The 18,795-nt window shown below is 37.5% G+C and carries 25 protein-coding genes; 18 read left to right on the top strand and 7 right to left on the bottom strand.

Annotated elements, in window-relative coordinates; genetic code table 11:
* Window positions 1–165: 165 nt before the first annotated feature.
* The gene (locus N0M92_RS06695) at window positions 166–570 is read right to left on the bottom strand and encodes a hypothetical protein (protein WP_230303505.1); all 405 of its coding nucleotides are present in this window, start codon (window positions 568–570) and stop codon (window positions 166–168) included.
* A 346-nt stretch (window positions 571–916) separates the two neighbouring features.
* Here N0M92_RS06695 and N0M92_RS06690 point away from each other — a divergent pair, with 346 nt between their 5' ends.
* The 11 genes from N0M92_RS06690 to N0M92_RS06640 all read left to right on the top strand — a co-directional run bounded on the left by N0M92_RS06690 (window position 917) and on the right by N0M92_RS06640 (window position 7,655).
* The gene (locus N0M92_RS06690) at window positions 917–1,165 is read left to right on the top strand and encodes a hypothetical protein (RefSeq protein WP_260285010.1); all 249 of its coding nucleotides are present in this window, start codon (window positions 917–919) and stop codon (window positions 1,163–1,165) included.
* Window positions 1,166–1,401: 236 nt separating this feature from the next.
* The gene (locus N0M92_RS06685) at window positions 1,402–1,830 is read left to right on the top strand and encodes a DUF5082 domain-containing protein (RefSeq protein WP_260285009.1); all 429 of its coding nucleotides are present in this window, start codon (window positions 1,402–1,404) and stop codon (window positions 1,828–1,830) included.
* Window positions 1,830–2,120 carry a YwqI/YxiC family protein gene (locus N0M92_RS06680; protein ID WP_260285008.1) on the top strand — a complete coding sequence of 97 codons (291 nt, stop codon included), beginning with the start codon at window positions 1,830–1,832 and terminating at the stop codon, window positions 2,118–2,120. Before N0M92_RS06685 ends, N0M92_RS06680 begins: the two co-directional genes overlap by 1 nt.
* Window positions 2,117–4,087 (top strand): DNA/RNA non-specific endonuclease, encoded by a 1,971-nt coding sequence (locus tag N0M92_RS06675; RefSeq protein WP_260285007.1) that lies wholly within the window; start codon window positions 2,117–2,119, stop codon window positions 4,085–4,087. The genes N0M92_RS06680 and N0M92_RS06675 overlap by 4 nt, the downstream gene beginning before the upstream one ends.
* Window positions 4,065–4,559 carry an antitoxin YezG family protein gene (locus N0M92_RS06670; protein WP_260285006.1) on the top strand — a complete coding sequence of 165 codons (495 nt, stop codon included), beginning with the start codon at window positions 4,065–4,067 and terminating at the stop codon, window positions 4,557–4,559. The genes N0M92_RS06675 and N0M92_RS06670 overlap by 23 nt, the downstream gene beginning before the upstream one ends.
* A 392-nt stretch (window positions 4,560–4,951) precedes the next feature.
* A complete protein-coding gene (locus N0M92_RS06665; RefSeq protein ID WP_260285005.1) occupies window positions 4,952–5,512 on the top strand; it encodes a hypothetical protein in 561 nt (186 codons plus the stop codon).
* 13 nt (window positions 5,513–5,525) lie between these two features.
* Window positions 5,526–6,032, top strand: coding sequence for an Imm6 family immunity protein (locus N0M92_RS06660; RefSeq protein ID WP_260285004.1), 507 nt, complete (start codon window positions 5,526–5,528; stop codon window positions 6,030–6,032).
* A gap of 84 nt (window positions 6,033–6,116) precedes the next feature.
* Window positions 6,117–6,269: an antitoxin YezG family protein gene (locus tag N0M92_RS06655; protein WP_260285070.1), complete on the top strand. Its 153-nt coding sequence runs from the start codon at window positions 6,117–6,119 to the stop codon at window positions 6,267–6,269.
* A gap of 181 nt (window positions 6,270–6,450) precedes the next feature.
* Window positions 6,451–7,242 carry a DNA/RNA non-specific endonuclease gene (locus N0M92_RS06650; protein ID WP_260285003.1) on the top strand — a complete coding sequence of 264 codons (792 nt, stop codon included), beginning with the start codon at window positions 6,451–6,453 and terminating at the stop codon, window positions 7,240–7,242.
* Window positions 7,243–7,422: an immunity protein YezG family protein gene (locus N0M92_RS29420; protein WP_397443814.1), complete on the top strand. Its 180-nt coding sequence runs from the start codon at window positions 7,243–7,245 to the stop codon at window positions 7,420–7,422. It begins immediately after the preceding gene.
* A complete protein-coding gene (locus tag N0M92_RS06640) occupies window positions 7,413–7,655 on the top strand; it encodes an immunity protein YezG family protein (protein WP_397443818.1) in 243 nt (80 codons plus the stop codon). Before N0M92_RS29420 ends, N0M92_RS06640 begins: the two co-directional genes overlap by 10 nt.
* A 186-nt stretch (window positions 7,656–7,841) precedes the next feature.
* On the opposite strand, the gene N0M92_RS06635 is transcribed toward N0M92_RS06640, so the two are convergent.
* The gene (locus tag N0M92_RS06635) at window positions 7,842–9,539 is read right to left on the bottom strand and encodes a M4 family metallopeptidase (protein WP_397443813.1); all 1,698 of its coding nucleotides are present in this window, start codon (window positions 9,537–9,539) and stop codon (window positions 7,842–7,844) included.
* Between the two features lie 363 nt (window positions 9,540–9,902).
* Between N0M92_RS06635 and N0M92_RS06630 the strand changes: the two genes are divergently transcribed.
* The 3 genes from N0M92_RS06630 to N0M92_RS06620 all read left to right on the top strand — a co-directional run bounded on the left by N0M92_RS06630 (window position 9,903) and on the right by N0M92_RS06620 (window position 10,706).
* Window positions 9,903–10,184 carry a DNA/RNA non-specific endonuclease gene (locus N0M92_RS06630; RefSeq protein ID WP_260285000.1) on the top strand — a complete coding sequence of 94 codons (282 nt, stop codon included), beginning with the start codon at window positions 9,903–9,905 and terminating at the stop codon, window positions 10,182–10,184.
* Window positions 10,185–10,327: 143 nt separating this feature from the next.
* The gene (locus tag N0M92_RS06625; RefSeq protein WP_260284999.1) at window positions 10,328–10,588 is read left to right on the top strand and encodes an antitoxin YezG family protein; all 261 of its coding nucleotides are present in this window, start codon (window positions 10,328–10,330) and stop codon (window positions 10,586–10,588) included.
* Window positions 10,557–10,706: a hypothetical protein gene (locus tag N0M92_RS06620; protein WP_260285077.1), complete on the top strand. Its 150-nt coding sequence runs from the start codon at window positions 10,557–10,559 to the stop codon at window positions 10,704–10,706. Before N0M92_RS06625 ends, N0M92_RS06620 begins: the two co-directional genes overlap by 32 nt.
* Before the next feature lie 119 nt (window positions 10,707–10,825).
* Here N0M92_RS06620 and N0M92_RS06615 read toward each other — a convergent pair whose 3' ends face one another.
* Window positions 10,826–11,740, bottom strand: a complete 915-nt coding sequence (locus tag N0M92_RS06615; protein ID WP_260284997.1) for an iron-hydroxamate ABC transporter substrate-binding protein — start codon at window positions 11,738–11,740, stop codon at window positions 10,826–10,828.
* An 864-nt stretch (window positions 11,741–12,604) separates the two neighbouring features.
* On the opposite strand from N0M92_RS06615, the gene N0M92_RS06610 reads away from it, so the two are divergent.
* The gene (locus N0M92_RS06610) at window positions 12,605–12,832 is read left to right on the top strand and encodes a hypothetical protein (RefSeq protein WP_260284996.1); all 228 of its coding nucleotides are present in this window, start codon (window positions 12,605–12,607) and stop codon (window positions 12,830–12,832) included.
* A 548-nt stretch (window positions 12,833–13,380) separates the two neighbouring features.
* Here the strand turns inward: N0M92_RS06610 and N0M92_RS06605 are convergent.
* From N0M92_RS06605 to N0M92_RS06595, 3 genes are read right to left on the bottom strand one after another with little or no spacing between them, the layout of a single operon-like run.
* Window positions 13,381–13,662, bottom strand: coding sequence for a hypothetical protein (locus N0M92_RS06605; protein WP_260284995.1), 282 nt, complete (start codon window positions 13,660–13,662; stop codon window positions 13,381–13,383).
* 10 nt (window positions 13,663–13,672) lie between these two features.
* A complete protein-coding gene (locus N0M92_RS06600; RefSeq protein ID WP_260284994.1) occupies window positions 13,673–14,062 on the bottom strand; it encodes an SHOCT-like domain-containing protein in 390 nt (129 codons plus the stop codon).
* A 13-nt stretch (window positions 14,063–14,075) separates the two neighbouring features.
* Window positions 14,076–14,441: a DUF2089 domain-containing protein gene (locus N0M92_RS06595; protein ID WP_260284993.1), complete on the bottom strand. Its 366-nt coding sequence runs from the start codon at window positions 14,439–14,441 to the stop codon at window positions 14,076–14,078.
* Between the two features lie 542 nt (window positions 14,442–14,983).
* On the opposite strand from N0M92_RS06595, the gene N0M92_RS06590 reads away from it, so the two are divergent.
* On the top strand, window positions 14,984–15,184 hold the full coding sequence (locus tag N0M92_RS06590) for a hypothetical protein (protein WP_260284992.1): 201 nt from the start codon (window positions 14,984–14,986) through the stop codon (window positions 15,182–15,184).
* 176 nt (window positions 15,185–15,360) lie between these two features.
* A complete protein-coding gene (locus N0M92_RS06585) occupies window positions 15,361–16,323 on the top strand; it encodes a peptidoglycan-binding protein (RefSeq protein ID WP_260284991.1) in 963 nt (320 codons plus the stop codon).
* Window positions 16,324–16,440: 117 nt separating this feature from the next.
* On the opposite strand, the gene N0M92_RS06580 is transcribed toward N0M92_RS06585, so the two are convergent.
* Window positions 16,441–16,755 (bottom strand): hypothetical protein, encoded by a 315-nt coding sequence (locus tag N0M92_RS06580; protein WP_260284990.1) that lies wholly within the window; start codon window positions 16,753–16,755, stop codon window positions 16,441–16,443.
* Window positions 16,756–17,039: 284 nt separating this feature from the next.
* Here N0M92_RS06580 and N0M92_RS06575 point away from each other — a divergent pair, with 284 nt between their 5' ends.
* Window positions 17,040–18,644, top strand: a complete 1,605-nt coding sequence (locus tag N0M92_RS06575; protein WP_260284989.1) for a phosphodiester glycosidase family protein — start codon at window positions 17,040–17,042, stop codon at window positions 18,642–18,644.
* The last annotated feature ends 151 nt before the right edge of the window (window positions 18,645–18,795 follow it).

Raw genomic sequence — 18,795 nt, 5'->3', positions numbered from 1 at the left:
AGTATATGCTTATTTACCCCGAATCAAATTTTCTTCTCTGTAACTTTCCTTCCGGTTTAAGATGATGCTACAGAGAGTTTATCATTCCCGCCAATACAAAATCCGAATTTAAGGTTATTGAAAGGCCATTTGGAATGTTTTATGCAAGGTGAACTATCGTTACCTTTATTTTGATTGCTTGAAAAAATTCTTCACCAAAAGGAAAATGGATGATAGTACAGCAAAAACCATGAAAAATACGATGAACCCCCAAAGGCCTACCGCCGCATCCTGAAACTCCATATTCCCCCTGCTGGTAAGGGCTTGCTGTATTTCAATGGCAAATACTAAAACAACCATGACTGTAAAGGTATAAAGGAAAGAGAGTATCGTTATCCCAAAACGCATCCGGGAAATTAAATTAGATAAAAATAACACGAACAAAAATATGATGATACCGATGATTCCCATTATCCAAAAATGCAAATCTTTGTCCGTTGCATTTGAATTTAATGTGTCACTCACAAAGAACAGGATGAAATCGTGAAGATTATTGACGATTTCAGCTAATATTTGGATGATTTCTTTCATTTTTCACACCTCCAATCCTTAGATTATAGCAGGTTATAAATCTATATAGAAGAGGGCGTTGCCAGACTGACCTTCGATGGGAATAATATGAAATCATAGACATGTTAAGAGAAGTATATGCCGGGTAACGTAAAAAACATAAGGACATGCAACGCCAGTATGAGTAAGATTATAGTTAATAAATCAACCAAAATACATAAAAAAATAAAGTAAAAGCGATTCAGGGAAAGTATGTTTAATGCCTTTAGCGATCTTAACCATGGTTTGTTGTTTTGATCGTTTTCTTTATAATAATACTAGTAAAAAATATCTTTACTTAATGCTTTCATGGGTGGAGGAAAAAAGAATGAGTGATGTACATGATCATGCTTTAACGGTAATTGATTTTATGAAAACCGGTCACAAAACTTGCTTTGTGAAAGTCATCGGTTTTGATGGTGAATCCGGACAGGATTTTGAAGGCGAAGTTAAGTTTGTCGGTGATTTGCCTTTTGGAGATTTGATACATCCTGAGCGGTCACATCTATCTTCGACTTGCAGGGAGTTCGTTCGGGATGATTTGTTGCACAGATACAATTTAGGGCAGTTTGAATGAAGTGGGCAATATTTTAGGGAATCCAATGAGTTGACATTCTGCTCACTTGTTTAAAATTGGTAAAATGCAGGGTATATAGAATATGGTATGTAGGAACTTTTCTATGCCAATCTTCTCTTTTAACCGACAAAATAGCATATTTCTCCCTATTTAACTCTCGGACTTTAATCCTTATAATATTAAATAGGAAAATATGACATTTAGTGTAGGATTATACTGTTTCTGAGGTGAGTTTCATGGTTTATGCAGATATTTTGAGTAATATACACTCTGCTATCTCCAGTAAAAAAGCTGATTTGAATGTGAAAATTGAACGTTTAGAAAATGCGAAGAACGATATTATAAAAGAGCAGAGCATGTGTCTGAACGAGATTAGGAAAATAAATGACCCTGAGCTAGGTGGCAGCTGGACAGGGAATCGCTCGGATCAATTTCAGGAAGCACGTCATGATGCCTATAATGTGATGTTCAGTATCATTCATGACGATTATGACGATTACCAATGGAAAATCGAGGCGATGATTACAAAGCTGAATGCCGAGAATACGCTTCTGAACATAGCGGGGAATATAGCCCACGAAGCCGACTCCCTTTTGAACAAAGGCGAAGAGGCATTTGAGCAGCTGGAAAGTAAAATATCCGATTTAAAAAGGCGGTTGTTTTAATGACGACAATCAAACTGAATCATCCTGCCGTAATGAAGCAAGTCGATCAGGTGAAGACGGCACTTGGTACAGTCACGCTTGGAAATTTGCCGGCAGGCGAGCTTGGCAGCAATAAATTGGAATTCACTTCGAAATGGATCGACCGGGAAACGAACCTGGAAAAGGTCTTCGAGCAATATATCAAAATCGTCCAGAAAAATGTGGAAGATACCCGTGCCAACATTGACTTATTAAAAGAACAGGATGAAGCCATCGCCCATGTGTCTTCACATGGGTATCCTACGCGATGAAAATATATGAAGCGAAGACATTGACGGCCGCAACCAAGTCGCGCGCCAAGCAATATGAAGAACTAAAGAAGGAAGTCGCAGCCCTGAAAAAGGAATTTCAGGGCATCGTCGGCTTGGACAACGAGTTTCAAGGGGCCGGTGCCACTGCCATCAAAAGCTTCTATGAAGCGCAAATCGAGGTGGCGGACGCCTGGATGGAACTATTCACGACCCAAATCAGTTTTTTGGAAGGCATTCCGGCCAGCCTGGATGAGGCGGACCTCTCCGGAAATACGGTAGTCGAGGTTCCCTTTTTAGATGGGGAAGTCTCGAACGGCATCAACCAAGCGAAGTCGCTTGTCGATGAACAAGCGAACGATCTCCAAAGGATCCTCGACAGCATTGACGATATCCTGCCTCTTGATAGGTTCGACCAAAAGGACTTTAATGAAAAAATCACGCTGGCCGGACAAAGGCTGGATGATACCATGACAAAGGTCGAGAATGTCGACCGGCAATTGGTCGAGGAATATGATGTGTCCGTCGGGCAGGAAAACGTGGCCGTTGGCCTCTTCCGCGCCTTGCTTGATGCCACCAAACAGGACGGCAACGTTTCGCCGATGACGTTCAACCAATCGGCATTCAAGAATAGTGACGTCTATCAAGTGAAGGATGAAGTCGCCAGTCAGATGAAAGACTATCAAACCTTCAAAAAGCAGCAAGCCGAAGCCCGAAAAATCGAACAAGAAATGGAAGAACTCGAAAACCGTCCATGGTACGAAAAAGCCTGGGATACGACAAAAACCTTTACAGGTGAATTCACGGGATATTATGATTCAATCAGGGCATCAACCGGAGTCGATCCAGTAACCGGACGCAAGCTGTCCGATGCCGAACGAATCGCCGCCGGCGCCATGGCCGCCGCTGGATTCATCCCCGTCGTCGGCTGGGCCGGCCGGGCCATCAAAGGCGGCAGCGCCATCTACAAAACCGCCAAAGGACTCAACGCAGCGGACCATGCGCTCGATGCCTATAAAACGACAAAAAGCTTTAGCCTCCTCCAGAAAACCGAATACGGCATATACGGCCTCCTCGCAGCCAACGGTCTCAGCGAAGCGGTCACCGGCAAAGACATGTTCGGCAACCAGCTAACCGAGGATCAGCGCCAGAACGGGCTGTTGATGGCACTCGGAATCGGCGGTGTGGCAGGTGCGGCGAAGGTCGTTGATAAAGTGGCGAGTGGTACAAAGTTCGTCCCTTACAGCAAGGAATTTGCGCAAAAGCAGGTTCAGTACGCAAAAGCATTCGGCCGGCAAATCGGCAATGTGGAAGTACCTCTTCGTATCAGAGTCGAAGAGTTAGCCACGGCGTATGGAAACAACTACAAGCATGTCACTTTTGATAAAACGACTATTAAGGAAATTGTACTGAAGTTTGCGGTGAAGAGTGATGGCGGTAAGGGTACAGGCAAAGTAGTGCTAGCAAACGGATCCATTGAAATTACAAAAGTGGAGTATGGAAAGCATTATACAAGAGAGCGAATGAAGAAAGTTTTAAAACCGAATATTGAATATACATCCCCTAGTGGTCATCTATATAAAACAGACGAAAAGGGTCGGATAACAAGTGTAGAAGGTTCTCTCGACTTAGGCAGTGGTAAACGAAACAATTATGCACAGCGGATTGCTGGAAGGGAAGATCGCTTGCCAGATGATCAAGGGGGCCACTTAATCGCCAGCATATTTAAAGGGTCTGGTCATCTAGACAACCTTGTTCCTATGAATGCCAACCTGAATATGGGAGAATGGAAAAAACTCGAAATATCTTGGGCAAAAGCTTTAGACAGTAATCCTCCTAAAACAGTTGAAGTAAAAATTTATCCTGTGTATGAGGGAAGTTCAACTCGACCTACAAGTTTCGACATAGAGTATAAAATTGACGATGGTCGTTGGGAGTTAAGAACATTTGAAAATAGAGCAGGGGGATAAAAAATTGAATGACTCAAAACTAAATGATTATTATCAGAATATAGCTCAAACTGTAAATGAGATGATTCCAGAAGAATGGAGTAATGTAATTTTGTATGGAGAAATTACTGAGGGGACAGGGACTGCGTTCTTTTTCTATCAGTCTAATATTAATGATACACTCATATATAGCCATGATATCCCTGAATTATATAGTATTAGTAGAAGGGAGTATAGAGATACCTGGCGGAGGTTAATAAAGGTCTTAAAAGAATTATCAGATGAATTTAAAAAAAATAATCAAGAACAATGGACCAATTTAACTTTTACTTTAGAAAGTTCAGGAAAATTTAAAGTTGACTATGATTATGAAGATCTATCAGATGCAGATGATCACGAAAGAAGGGTTATTTGGGAATATACTCGTTTGGGTCTATTACCTGAATCTGAATATGATAAGAGTATTTTAGAAGAATACCTTAAGAAAGAATGATGTAGGGCAAGAAAAGCTTGTTCGTATGACCTTAACGCAAAAGTTAAGGTCTTTTCATTGTTGAAATAGAATATGTATCATCTTAGTTATATCGGTTACCTCAGAAAAAAGGCCGTCAGGTCAAGAAAAACTTTCTTTAGAAAATATATGGATTTACTGACCTCAGGCAAGGTGCCTTGAATATAGTAGCGAGTGGTACAAAGTTCGTCCCTTACAGCAAGGAATTTGCGCAAAAGCAGGTACAGTACGCAAAAGCATTCGGCCGGCAAATCGGCAATGTGGAAGTACCTCTTCGTATCAGAGTCGAAGAGTTAGCCACGGCGTATGGAAACAACTACAAGCATGTCACATTTGATAAAACGACGATTAAGGATATCGTGCAGAAGTTTGCGGTGAAGAGTGATGGTGGTAAGGGTTTAAATGGAACTGGGAGTAAACCGGGTTTTAACATAGGGAAAGAGGACTTGGAAACTCTTAGAATAAAACTAGGTGTTCCTGAAACTCAAACAATTGCTATTGGAAAAACAGATGTAAAAGGTTTAGAAGGTAAAATATTTGAGGGTGGCTCACCTAAAGTTAGAAAAGAAGCAGGTTTACCTGATTTAGACACAGTAATGCCCAATAGGCCAATTAAGTCACCTTCTTCCCATCCTTTATCTACTAGACATGCTGAGGAAGGTGTAATTAATGAATTCATTTTGGAGGTTGAAAGAGTAGGTTTGAAGGCAGAGGAGGTTACCGGTACATTAAATTTACATCAATCTAATCCAAAAGGTGCCTGTACAACTTGTATACAAGGAATTATTAATCCAAATGTTAAACCAGGAATATTCATGCAACTAAGTAAAAGGTACCCTGAGTTAACCATAAAGTTATCTTCTGAGACAGTAGAAGGGGTTAAACCTGCAGGGAAATTATCCTTTATTTTGAAAAATGGAGTTTTGATTGAATAAGGAGGAAAAGTTTGTGATAGAAAAAATTAATGAAATGAACGCCGATTTACAGGTAGCATTTCTTTTAACTTTGTCTGAAAAAGTTATTGGCATGCTTTCGAACTCTTCTGGGTATAAAGATGCAGTAGGAGCAATTGACTTATGCTGGAGTTGGGTAGAAAACAAAAACATTTCTGGAGATACTATCTATCAATTTTTAGATAATGCTGATGAAACAGGTCTATTCATTCTAATGCAATTTGAGGAGAACGAATTAAAGGTGAAGGCTTGGAACTGCATTATTGATGCAATTGCTTTTGCTGATTGGAAAGCTTACATTGAGCAAGGGGAAAAATATTTACCTGCTCCAATAGAATCAGTGGATGAAGATCTATTTCATCATTTCTTAAATAATTTCTTAGAAATTAACCAAGGAACGGATGAAATGATCTATCGTTTAATTGATATTTTACAAGATAATTATTCAAAGAATAAAATTGATGCAAATATAAGAAAACAAATTTTATCTAGCATTGAATAAGTAGTTATACAAAGGGTTGTTCAGCTTTTCCCTTTAAGTTCTTGTTTTACACGCGCTAATAAAGCAACAAAGTAGGTTATGTAAATTGTTAGCGGATGGGTTAACTATGATTATGAAGATCTATCAGATGCAGATGATCACGAAAGAAGGGTGATTTGGGAATATAATCGTTTAGGCCTTTTACCTGAATCTGAATATGATAAGAGTATTTTAGAAGAATACCTCAAGAAAGAATAATGGAGGATAAGAAAAGTTTGTATTTTTTATAAGACCTTGACGGTAAAGTTAAGGTCTTTTCATTGTTGAAATAGAATATGTATCATCTTAGTTATATCGGTTACCTCAGAAAAAAGGCCGTCAGGTCAAGAAAAACTTTCTTTAGAAAATATATGGATTTACTGACCTCAGGCAAGGTGCCTTGAATATAGTAGCGAGTGGTACAAAGTTCGTCCCTTACAGCAAGGAATTTGCGCAAAAGCAGGTACAGTACGCAAAAGCTACAATAACAGACATAGCGAGATCAGGAAAAACCACGTTAAAAAATATAGGTGAAGAAATAGGTAAAAATGAAATCCCTAAACGGGTAAGTATGGAACAAGTATCCCTCGGAGGACAACCCCTTCGCCAAGTTATGATGGAAAAGCAGACAATTAAGGAAGCCTATCAGAAATTTACGGTGAAGGATAGCAAAGTAGAGGGAGTTTCAGGGGAGAGTATTTCTAAGGGTATAGATAATGTTAGAAATGGTGATCAATACACGAAAGTAAATCGTAAGAAGACCTTAAAACCCAATGTAGAGTATACAACAAAAGAAGGATATAAATATACCACTGATGATAACGGGCGTATTGCAATTGCTGAAGTTAAATTAGAATTTGGTAAAGCAAAACAAAATCCTTATGCCCAAAGAAAGGTTGGAGGAGGCGATAGACTATCAAACGATGATGGTGGACATTTAATTGCAATTATCTTTAAAGGTTCTGGTGAAATAGATAACTTAGTACCCATGAATGCTACTTTAAATAGGAGTGAATATAAGACTCTAGAGAATACATGGAAGAAGGCTTTAGTAAAGGGGAAAGAAGTAACCATTAAAGTAAAACCCATATATGAGGCACACTCAGCTAGACCAAGTGAGTTTAAAATCAACTATGTAATAGATGGTAAAAAATATTCCGATAGATTAACTAATTATTTAGGAGGTAAGTAGATGGAAAGCAAAATAATGGAGCAGACATATCAACAAATTGCGAATACATTAATTAATATAATTCCAGAGGATTGGAAACAAATCTTTTTTTTTACGCTGAATTTAGAGAAGGTTATAAAAAAGTTTTTCTCTATTATTACCCTAAAACTGGAGGGGAACCAGTATATAGTCTGGATATAACAGATTTATTTAATGTTGATGAGGAAGAGTTTGATGGGCTTGATGATGATTTGTATAATTGTTTTTCGAAATTGCGTGAAGAATTTAAGGAGCAAGGACAGGAACTATGGACAAACCTAACTATCATTTTAGATAACACAGGAAAAATGAAAAAAAATTATGGATATGAGGATATTTCAGAACTTAGCCCTGTAGAAAAACAAGATAAATGGGAAGCTGAATATCTAAAGTAAAACATAATATAGAATGAAACCCCTTGATTGGCTAAATACCTTTCAAGGTTTCTTCTTTTGAGGGCTACCTAATGCCGAAAAAATAGTCCCCCAAGCTCTTATTCTGGGGGAACATTAAACGCACTTCAATATTCTTCTAAAATCCGCTAAAAATATTGATTCCTGCGGGCGGATCTAATTATATACTTAGTAAATTCCCACCGAATCAAATCCGGCAGCAGCTGCAGCCTCTTCCTTGCTGCCTTCACCATAAATATCAATTGCAGACTGAACAATAGCCTTACGAGCGTCACTAAAATCGGAATTTGGCGTTAAATAAATGCTTATTGCACGATAGTAGATTTGTCCTAACTTGTGCCTTCCAATTTCTTGACCAATCTTGTATGCAGCGTGGTTTGTAATCGAGGAGTTAACATGGACACCGCCGCCATCTACCGAAGTTGGCATGTGATAAAATTCATCCATATGAGCCGGATAGACTCCACTGCCATATGCAGCTCTTTCCGCATTACTTACTACAACACTGTTTGGATTACTCAAGCTGCGCAATCTCGTTACACCGTCAGCTTTAGCAGCTGGTGCCATAATATCCTCACCCATTTCCCAATCATCGTCGTCAACAAGTGCACCAAAGACGTCAGCAAATGATTCGTTTAGTGCTCCAGATTGATTGCGGTAAACTAAATTTGCTGTATGAGTGATGACGCCATGAGTCATTTCGTGGGCAGCAACGTCAAGACCGGCTGATAGTGAAATAAAGAACTCACCGTCACCATCCCCATAGGTCATCCAACGCCCATTCCAGGATGCATTGTTGTAATTATTGCCATAGTGGACCTTGGAAATGATTGCCATCCCTTCACCGTCAAGAGAATTTCGGTCATGCTCATTAAGGTAATAATCATATACCTTTTCCGAATTATAGTGTGCATCGACAAGAGCCCGATCATAGTCGCTGATAAATGCAGCAGAATTCCCCACATATAGAGTATCATTACTGGAACTATTATCATTTTTAGCATCAAACGTAAGTATTCCATCAAGACCATTATGAGAGTAATCAGCTAACGCAAACTGAGTTCCAGATTTAGGTTCCTTCACTTGGGTAATATGTAATTCCCTGTGAGCACCATGTACCCCTTTTCCAGCACCTTTTTGTGTTTTCATTTCATCAGCATGCATTAAACCATTATACTTATCGATGATTTCACCCGTGTTTGCATCCACAAAGACAAACCAGTTGCCAGGCTCATCCCCCATGAAGTTAACATTCACTTTATAAGCTGTATGATTCTCTCCTTCAAAAGGATAGACTACAAGCTCAGAAGTTGGCTCATACGTTAGCTCTTCAGGGGCATTGACAGATGATAGTGCCTGATTTAGTGCTGCATCACTGCTTAAGGAGGCAGTCGTGTACACCGCATCATCGGCAATCGTCTGATTTACTCTTCCGTTGACGGATACGACTTCATTATTCTTGTTAAAATGAACAATAACTTCGGTTCCTTCTACGTTCACTCCATTTATTGATTGATTAAAGCGAACGTGGGTCATACCGAGTTTATCTTTTTGTGAATCTTTTACTTTTAAGTTTTTATCTGGATTTTTAATTCCAGTTTTACCTTCGTTTTTCTTTAAATAATTTAATGCATTGGAAGGGTTGCTAGAAGAGAATTTCTCAGCAAATCGCTCCTTCACAAAAACAGGAACGCTTGCCTTCTCATTCCACTTTTTAGAAGCTTGTACACTACTAGCCACCTTCGAATCAACCGGCTTCGCAAATACATTACCGGCTGGGATAGAACCTACCAACAACGCTGACGATAGAACTGCAGGAACAATAAACTTTTTCTTCAAATCGATACCCCCCCTAATTTTTTTCATCTACTTTATTATAGATTAATAAAAGTTAATTCGCATGAATAATTAGAATTATTATAATTTTATAAAAACTATTAAAAACCCAGATGCTATCTTGTGGTAGGTATAATTTACCGCTTGATATTGTGATGAAATTAAAAATACTTCTAAATTTATTGGATTTTCTATACTTTTTTTGTAGTTAATTTAAACTAATTATAAAAAGTAGGATCTTAGCTAGTTAATGAATATGCATTATAATAGGTATAATGATAGTCGGTTTGACACGGAAGCTTTGCGGGCATGATGCACGGCCATGCCGTCAGGTTTTAGATTACTACCGATAAACTTGGGCGTATTGTAAATGTAGATGCTACTGAACTTGTATTGAAAAAGGCTGAAAGAAATAAATATGCTCAGGCAAATGTAGGTGGAAAAGACAAATTAGCAGATGATGATGTCGGACATTTAACAGGAGCACAATTTAATGGACCTCCTGATATTGATAATCTTGTACCACAAAATAGTCAAATTAATAGGAAGGGTGGAGTTTGGTACGAAATGGAGACTGAGTGGGCCAACGCATTGAAAGAGATATGCCCAAGGAAGTCTCTGTTAGCATTGAACCAATCTATTCTAATAATTCAATGCGACCTGATTCCTTTATAGTTAAATATGAAATTGAAGGCCAATTCCCAGTGATTCGTGAGATCGCAAATAAATCAGGAGGCTGATGTTGATGAGTATTGAAATAGAATTAAACAAGCTATAAAGTGAAATTGCACAACAGATTAATGATATGATTCCATAATTTGTGTTTTAATGGTGAAGTTAATGAGAGGGAAGGAGGAGTTTTCTTCTTTTTTAAGCCCAAAGGTGAGGAGCAACACGTTTTTTCACATTATATTCCAAAACTATATAGTGTAGATAAGAGAGCTTACAATAAAGAGCTACATAAGTTATTTCAACTAACTGCAGAACTCCAAAAAGTTTTTACTTATAACGATCAAGTACCTTGGTTTTCGGTGACATTATTAGTAAATGATACAGGAAGGTTATACAAATTGGCTTGAAAGTGAATTTGGTCCAACAGCTAGAATTAAGTATTTTGAATATAAATATATAAGCGACAACAAAGAACAGCTAGATTTAGATTTAATAGAGAGAATGAAAGAATTTGAAGAAAATTAAACAAAAAGCACCTGATTTTGCCATTTAGGCACAGGTGTTTTTTGTTTTTCTAAGAAGAAATTCAAGTATAAACCACATTAAAGCAGGAATTCTTATTTAAAGAATTCCTGCTTTGCATACTATTTGTTAAGAAAGGATTTTTCGAAAAATTCCAGAAGGTGTTCTAGAGTGATTGGGTCACTGTATGTGGATGCTTTACTATTTATTTCAAATATACGATCGTTCTTAACTGCAGGTATATTTTTCCATGTGTCGGTCTCCACAAATGAATTAACCACATCCGGGTTTTTACTAAAGATAATATAATCTCCAGTATACTCAGGAAGCACTTCCGATGAGAGGACATAAATGCCGGACTTAAGGGCTTTTTCTTTTACTTTTTCAGGCATTTTCAACTCCATTGCTTGATACAATATTTCTGTCCCACGCGCATAATTATTTCCGAATACATAAAACTCTTTAGCATCATTTTCAATGACAGAAACGGTTGCATCTTCACCAATTTTTGCACGTATCGCTTTTCCTGCGGATGCTGCACGCGTTTTGAAATCATTAACCCATTCTTTTGCTTCCTTTTCTTTATTTAAGAGTTTTCCGATTTCTATTTGCTGTGATAAATAATCTAATTTTCCCCAAGTGAATACTACAGTTGGAGCAATTTCATTTAGCTTTCCAATATTTTTCATCTCGGATCCCGCTATGATAAGGTCCGGTTCCAGTTCAATGATTTTCTCCAGGTTATCTTCTGATACGACTTCCACTCCCTTTAGTCTTTCTTTAAAAAGGGGATTCATATTAGTCCATTGATCTATCCCGACGACATTACCTTCTAAGGCCAATACATTAGGTCCATTAGAGAGAGCAATTATTCTTTTTGGGTTTTTAGGAATCTCAACAGGACCTGTTTCTGATTGATAAGTAATTGTTTCTTTTTTAGTCTTGGATGCATTATTATCGTTCGCTGTCTCTTTGTTCCCGCAGGCACTAAGAATAAGTGCAAACAAGAGCAGGAAGGGTATGAATAGCTTTTTCATTCTGATTTTCTCCTTACTAATTATAGTGTAGGTTAAAAACATATCAAAAAAATACGTGTAATTAATAATGATATTCATTTTCAATGACTACTTCAACATATTAATAGGAATGATAATCATTGTCAATAACTTTCGGGAGATTGCCAAACTCCGTGAACCAAACTGTCAATCTACTTGTAAAAATATGTTTGGACCTGGTTGGAGAAAAGCTATGACATTACATGGAGGAATAGGGTACTCATATATTAATGAAGGAAAAAAACTATCCGGTAGTTGGTCTAAAGGTAGCCAAGGAGGAGAGGCAAGGTAAGGTCAGGGATTTTTGATAGATAAGAACCATTTTCAATTGGCATACTAGAAGGATACGCTGGCTACGCTAATTTGGAAATCCCTGCTTATCCAAGCGACAAAGACCGAACAAGCCTTTTCCGAAGAAATGCTAAAAAAATTGGCTGATTTTCTCATTCTTTCGTTAGTGCAACCCTTTTTTTCTCATTTACATGATGATAATCATCATACCTTTCCTAAAACGGCTTCTTCACTTTTTAATATAGCGAAATTGTTTATCAAGGATAATTCAACACAACCTTCGAGTCATTTGAATATGTTCGGTCGGCACTTGTCTCTAATATTAGTCTTGGAATTAGCGCCTGTATCGAAATGTTTAGTTATGAAAGATATTTATTCCTTTCTGTACTATAGTTATACTTCCAAATTTGAGTTCAAATATATATGACATTTCTTTTAATATCTCATAATATAATTATGTAAATAGAAAGGGAATGCAAAAATCGGCAAAAGAGTTCAACTATTCTATTCCTGACCCTTCACTGGACTCAATGGCAACACCGTTAAGTTGGAAATATGAAAATTGAAGCATACATCCCCGGAGAAACCCAACATGGCTGCCAAAGTATAATTTATTTATTTGGTGATATGATTTTCTTGCTGGAACAAAAGAATTTAGGAATCAACGATGAAGCAAACAAGGAAGCATGGCCAAATACGATGAAAATTTTATATATATATATAAAATTCGAAAATCACCTCATACATATTGAAAATTGTGCAGAATCATGGAAAATGAATTAATTTGCATTCATTTCTAAACTTTAAGCAACTTGTCCACACCTTCCACCAATACATGCATATACAATAGTAAGGAGGGTGTTAGGATGGAGATAAATTGTTGTTTTGAGGAAAAATGTTTTGTGGACAATGATCCCCGTACAGTATGGTTCCCTGGGAAACATTGTAAATGTAAATGTAAATGCAAAAAGGACAAGCGCCGTAAACATTAAGTGAATGATAAAAGTTGTTCAACAGAGGCAGTCCTTGTGGCTGCCTTTTTTATTTGGATATGCAGGTACGATTAGTAAATTTATTAAGGACAATTTTGTAGCCTTAAAATAAAGATCGATTAAAAATAAGTCTTAAGCTTATTTAATAGCAAATGTAAAAACCCCATTTTGAAAAAGGAATGATTCAAAAATGGAGTAACACTTTTTACCTAAGTATAAGATTTTTATAAGTTTGATTAAATATCCTTTTTCCACTAAAACACACGTTTGTTTTAGTGCATTTATTCACAAATCCTCTTTAATTGAAGGATAATTAATCAAGGTGTATTCAATATTAAATTATAGTCTAACCTTAACCTCAGTACCGTCCTTAGCTTTGACATCTACTAGCACGATCCCTTTATAATTTTTTAGTTCCTTGACGATAGGCTTTAGCGTTTTTTTGTCTATTAGCGGAAAGGTAAAGTCCAGTTTTTTCCTTTCGAAGTGCTCTTTTGTCCATTTGTTTGCATTTTGCTGGAAAAATTTTGAAGACAAAATTGAAATAACAATGTTTAAAAAAGCATATGGAATTGGGATGGATAACCGAACGTCTTTTGCTTTCACTTTTACATGCATCATAAGCAAATCACTAATCAATGATGACCGAAACGGTATCACCGTTTGCCGATTTAATATCAACTATCTGGCCATCTAATTCGTTTTCGATTGCTTCAATAATAAGGTTTATGTTTATATCTTTAACGTATTTTTCCGATTGCGGAATACTAGCTGCGATGCTGTGTCCAGCCATTAATACGACCTTGACGAGTTTTATAGGCAAATTGACCGTGACGTTATCATTTTCGGCTGATACAACACGAATTTTTAATGTTTTATCTAAATATTTAGTCGGTTTTTCAAAAAGCTTATTACCTGTTTCTTCTTTCTCTTTTAATACTTGAATCAGTTCTGATCCCTTATTCGCATCAATCTTCCCTTCTTGAACCATTGTTAACACTCTTGTAATTTCATCTTTCATGATAAATGCCTCCTTATTCCTCTTTTAAGAGTTTAATAGCTTCTTCTGGTGTGATTTCTCCACTCTCTAACATGGTGACAACTTTTTTCTCGTCTACTTCATTTTTCTTCTTCTGCACATATCCAAGGGATGAAATGATGTCTGTTAGCTTACCTCGAACCGTTGGATATGAAATCCCCAGTTCCTTTTCAACTTCCTTGATATTCCCTCTGCATGTTAAAAATACTTCCACAAAATGAAGCTGATCCTTTGATAAAGATGCCAGCTTAGATAATTCAAACTCATTTTCAATCGTGGTGTGACAATGAGAGCACTGTAATTTTGTAATTTTCAATGTTTCACTGCAAACAGGACAATTTGTAATTACTTTATAAGCCATAATGAAATTCCTTTCTTTTGTGTGATTCGATTATATAACAAGGAATTAAAAATATAAATAATTAAATTTATGTTTTTAACTAAAAAAATCAATAATATTAATTTACCATTTAATATTATTGATTATCTGTTTCCGTTATTCATTCAAGAATTATATTTACCATAGTGGTGGATTGGTGAAATCCCCAGTTACATATTGAGCACGATCACTTAGGCTATGAGATGCTGATTAATAATTTCTGGATATTCGATATTAATATTCCACCTGAGGATGATTCAGCAGTCGTAGGATTGATGTATTATTAAATGATTTAGAACTTGAAAATTACTTCGTCTATATTTTAGTTAATCGAAGGTGCTATCATTGAATAAAGCTTAGATTTTTAAACGACTTTAATGTTATATTTTTTAAGTACAGTGAAGGATATTATATCGAAAATTATACGACTATATTTTAATCCCGTCCTAAATTTTGAACGGGGTCTTCTTAGCCTGTTTTTCCTGTATAATAATACTATATTTTACATTCAGGAGGGATTATTCATGGACCACGTCAGCAGTTTAATAGGGCTTTTTGCAATCATACCGATTTTGTTTTATCTGGGACTTATTGTTTTAAGTGTTTATTTCATAATTAAGGTAATAAAATTCATCAATGCAAAGACAAGATTAGATCAAGAAAGAAATGAAAAGCTGGATGAATTGATAAAAGCTATTGACAAAGAAAAAGAAAATCGAAATTAGCCTTTATAAAATAAAAGCACAGTCCCATTAAGGGTTGTGCTTTTGTTATTTTACAAGAATTGTATGGATGATGAATCCATAATAGGTCCACTTAAAAGGGCGTTTTTTTTGTAACGTCAAGGGGGGTGTACAAGCATTTCCTAATAAGTTCCATAACATATTAGGAGGTGATAAAATTGCCAGTTAAATTAGAAACTTTATTGAATCGTTCGGAAAAGAATATGGGCAGCGGAATTCATCCAGTCGTAAAAGAATCAGCATTGGAAATGGTTAAACGGGCATACGAAGAGGGCATTTTTGTCCAAATCAGCGCAGGTTATCGGTCTATGGAAGAGCAAGCAAAGCTATATGGTCAAGGACGCCTGGGTTATATCTACGATGGAAAAAACTATAGTGATTTATCGAAACCGAGAGTGACCAATGCGATGCCAGGTCAATCTTACCATAACTATGGACTAGCCATTGATTATTTCATTGTCAGCGATGATGGAAAGAATGCCATTTGGACAATTGATGCAAAATGGAAACGGGTAGCGGAAATTGGTAAATCCTTGGGCTTTGCATGGGGCGGGGATTGGTCAAACTTTAAAGATTATCCGCACTTGGATATGACGGACGGACTAACTTATTCCCAGTTAAAGGCGGGAACAAAGCCTAAACTGATATCAAAAGTGAATGGAACCACTCCACCAGCAACACAAGTCGAATCGGATGTCATTGTTAAAGATACGCCTGCAAAGGACAGCGGCAATCAGACTATCAAGTCCATCCAAAGGACATTAAATAGCCGGTATAATGCAAAGATAGATGTGGATGGTTATTATGGTCCTAATACTAAAAAAGCTTTGATAAAGGGTTTCCAAACCGAATTGAATAAACAATATGGTGCAAAGATTAATGTTGATGGAATATGGGGACCCCAAACAAAAGCGGCATCACCTAATGTTAGGGAAGGGGCGAAAGGGAATATCACCTATATTCTTCAAGCTGCACTTTATTTGGAAGGGCAAAATCCACATGGCATAGATGGTATCTTTGGAAGCGGAACGGAAATAGCGGTTAAGGCATTTCAAAGGGCCAAGGGAATACCTGCAGACGGTATTGCAGGTGAAAATACCTTTGCAAAACTATTGGGATAATATATGAAAATAAAACGATAATGCTTAAATCTTAAATGCAATTGGCTTAGAAAAAAAGCCCTAAAAATGAGGGCTTTTTTTGTTTGAATAAAAAATGGTTTTATAATAGCAGTTTTTTTAAAAGTGAATATTCCAATCGTTCAAGAAACGTAGTATAAGAAAGGTAAGAATACATACTGGGACAAGAAATGTGACCGCATTTACGATATGGAAGTACTTCAATGTGGGATGCTTTATACCCTTGACTTTAATCACTAAATAAAAGAATGATAAGGTTGCGATAATTGGGCATAGCAAACCAAGATCTGTTAAAATCCTTGATATTGGATAGTTCATGATACTAAGTCCAATAAGGAATGAAGCAAGGCAGATAATATTGATAACCGACAAAATGGTTGGTATTAATAATAAGTTCTTTTTTACTGTCTCCATAATTTTCACCTCCAAAGTGATAATCCCACGCGTTAACTTATACTATCCACTGATTAGGTAGCAAGGCAAGGTTAAGGCTTTGTTAAAAGTAAAGGTTGATTTACTAGTGCAAAGAGAAAATATCCAAAAGTTGTCCTTTCACAAATATGAATTGTAATATTTTTCGAGCATTTATACTCATTTTTGTTCACTTAAAATTGACTGAAATATAATGGTCTTTTTAATTTTCCATCACATTTGGACAATAAAGTTAAAGGAGGACATAACTTTATTGGAGGAAAAATATGAAAAGAATATGGAAAAAGCCAATTTTGCCTATCGCCTCTATTAGTCTAGCGTCATTGATGATTGTAAATGCGATTCCTGAAACTCCAGTTCAAGCAGAATTGAATGTTCAATCACAGGTGAAAATGAAAAGTCATGTGCTTCCGCTGGGAACGTCTTATTTGCATGAGCGAAGAACTTCCATGAATCCAGCGCCTGGATTGACGTATACCAAAATCAATCGTGGTGAAACATCTTCTAAAGACTATTTCACAGTGGATGTGGCATTTGTAGAAACACAGAAGCAGGCAAAGATATTGTTGGGAGGTTTAAAGAGAGACGGTTTCAAAAATGCCCGCATTATAAGGGAACCGGATCGGGCCTTGGATGACCGGGAAAAAGGTCCACTTGGATACATTGTTCGCATCGGCCAGTATCAGCAGGAAGCGGATGCAGCCGAAATGAGAAACAAGTTATCGGATAAGGGATATTCGGGTCTACGGACTGTGTATACGGGTGAAGACGGTGAGAAAACAACAGGACCTTGGGTAGTGAACGTACTTGAAGTGGATCAGGATCGATTTCAAGGGCATGTGGTGCCTGAATTAGCAAATGACGCAGTGATAGGAAAAGAAACATTGAGCCAAATGGCTGATAGAAATGATGCCATTGCAGGAATTAATGCTGGATACTTTGTTGTTGGAGCCAAGGATGGAACACCAGGCGATCTTGCCGGTATATTCGCTAGCAAAGGTCAACTTGTCAGTGAAGCGATAAATGGCCGTTCAGCTCTGATTTTATCTTCTGTTGAAGAGAAGGCCAACATTGCATCTGTTTCCACGTCCATTCAGGCTACTTCATCCGATGGTGCGGTTAGGGAAGTGGATGGATTAAATCGTAAGCCGGGATTGATCCGCAATTGTGGCGGTGTTGGAGGAGATACGACAACAGAACGCCCGAAACATGATTATACTTGTATGGATGAAAGTGAGCTTATCCAATATACATCCGTATTTGGAGAAAAGACGGAATCGGGCGATGGTGTGGAAGTGGTAGTGAATCATGCCGGGGAAGTGGCAGAAATCCGTAACCATCGTGGGGGAATGATTCCAAGCAGCGGTTCTGTTCTTGCAGGAACGGGGGAAGCGGCAGAATGGCTTCGTGACCATGCCCAACAAGGAATGAAGATTCAGGTGAAAAGTGAAATCATCGGGGATGGAAAGCCATTAAAATTAGACCAAACCACTAGCATGATTAACGGAGGTCCTCGATTATTGGAAAACGGAGAAATTTCCATTAATGCCGTAGAGGAAGGTTTTCACTGGGAAGAAGATCCTGGGTTTTATTATCGTTTTGGGGAACGTCGTAATCCGAGAACGCTTGCAGGAATAAAAGAGAATGGAAATCTATTATTTGTCACTATAGATGGGCGCTCACCGGGATGGAGTGTGGGGGCAAATTTTGAAGAAAGTGCAAAAGTCATGAAGTCATTAGGAGCCGTAGATGCCATCAATCTTGACGGCGGCGGATCGACGACCATGACAGTTGGGGCTGACCGAGTCACAAGACCATCTGACGCAACAGGTGAACGCCCGATTGCCGACGGAATATTGTTAGTAAAATAATAGATGAACATGTAAAGAAGGTAAAGGGTAACTTCTTCATATATTCAGAAGATATCTTTAAGCAGTGATAGTAGTTTTAGTTCAAACCGGCCATCACGAATAAACTAAAAAATCTCTTCAGATAGGTTTCTGAAGAGATTTTTTAATAATG

This window comes from Peribacillus aracenensis, from assembly GCF_025175645.1.
GTDB classification, from domain to species: Bacteria; Bacillota; Bacilli; order Bacillales; family DSM-1321; genus Peribacillus; species Peribacillus aracenensis.
The sequence above is the reverse complement of the archived record's forward strand: the minus strand, read 5'-3'. Positions and strand labels throughout refer to the sequence as shown.

Coding starts and splice junctions, on each gene's coding strand:
- N0M92_RS06695 (WP_230303505.1), bottom strand. CDS start 570: ATGAAAGAAATCATCCAAATATTAGCTGAAATCGTCAATAATCTTCAC.
- N0M92_RS06690 (WP_260285010.1), top strand. CDS start 917: ATGAGTGATGTACATGATCATGCTTTAACGGTAATTGATTTTATGAAA.
- N0M92_RS06685 (WP_260285009.1), top strand. CDS start 1,402: ATGGTTTATGCAGATATTTTGAGTAATATACACTCTGCTATCTCCAGT.
- N0M92_RS06680 (WP_260285008.1), top strand. CDS start 1,830: ATGACGACAATCAAACTGAATCATCCTGCCGTAATGAAGCAAGTCGAT.
- N0M92_RS06675 (WP_260285007.1), top strand. CDS start 2,117: ATGAAAATATATGAAGCGAAGACATTGACGGCCGCAACCAAGTCGCGC.
- N0M92_RS29420 (WP_397443814.1), top strand. CDS start 7,243: ATGGAAAGCAAAATAATGGAGCAGACATATCAACAAATTGCGAATACA.
- N0M92_RS06635 (WP_397443813.1), bottom strand. CDS start 9,539: ATGAAAAAAATTAGGGGGGGTATCGATTTGAAGAAAAAGTTTATTGTT.
- N0M92_RS06620 (WP_260285077.1), top strand. CDS start 10,557: ATGATACAGGAAGGTTATACAAATTGGCTTGAAAGTGAATTTGGTCCA.
- N0M92_RS06615 (WP_260284997.1), bottom strand. CDS start 11,740: ATGAAAAAGCTATTCATACCCTTCCTGCTCTTGTTTGCACTTATTCTT.
- N0M92_RS06610 (WP_260284996.1), top strand. CDS start 12,605: ATGAAAATTGAAGCATACATCCCCGGAGAAACCCAACATGGCTGCCAA.
- N0M92_RS06605 (WP_260284995.1), bottom strand. CDS start 13,662: ATGATGCATGTAAAAGTGAAAGCAAAAGACGTTCGGTTATCCATCCCA.
- N0M92_RS06600 (WP_260284994.1), bottom strand. CDS start 14,062: ATGAAAGATGAAATTACAAGAGTGTTAACAATGGTTCAAGAAGGGAAG.
- N0M92_RS06595 (WP_260284993.1), bottom strand. CDS start 14,441: ATGGCTTATAAAGTAATTACAAATTGTCCTGTTTGCAGTGAAACATTG.
- N0M92_RS06590 (WP_260284992.1), top strand. CDS start 14,984: ATGGACCACGTCAGCAGTTTAATAGGGCTTTTTGCAATCATACCGATT.
- N0M92_RS06580 (WP_260284990.1), bottom strand. CDS start 16,755: ATGGAGACAGTAAAAAAGAACTTATTATTAATACCAACCATTTTGTCG.
- N0M92_RS06575 (WP_260284989.1), top strand. CDS start 17,040: ATGAAAAGAATATGGAAAAAGCCAATTTTGCCTATCGCCTCTATTAGT.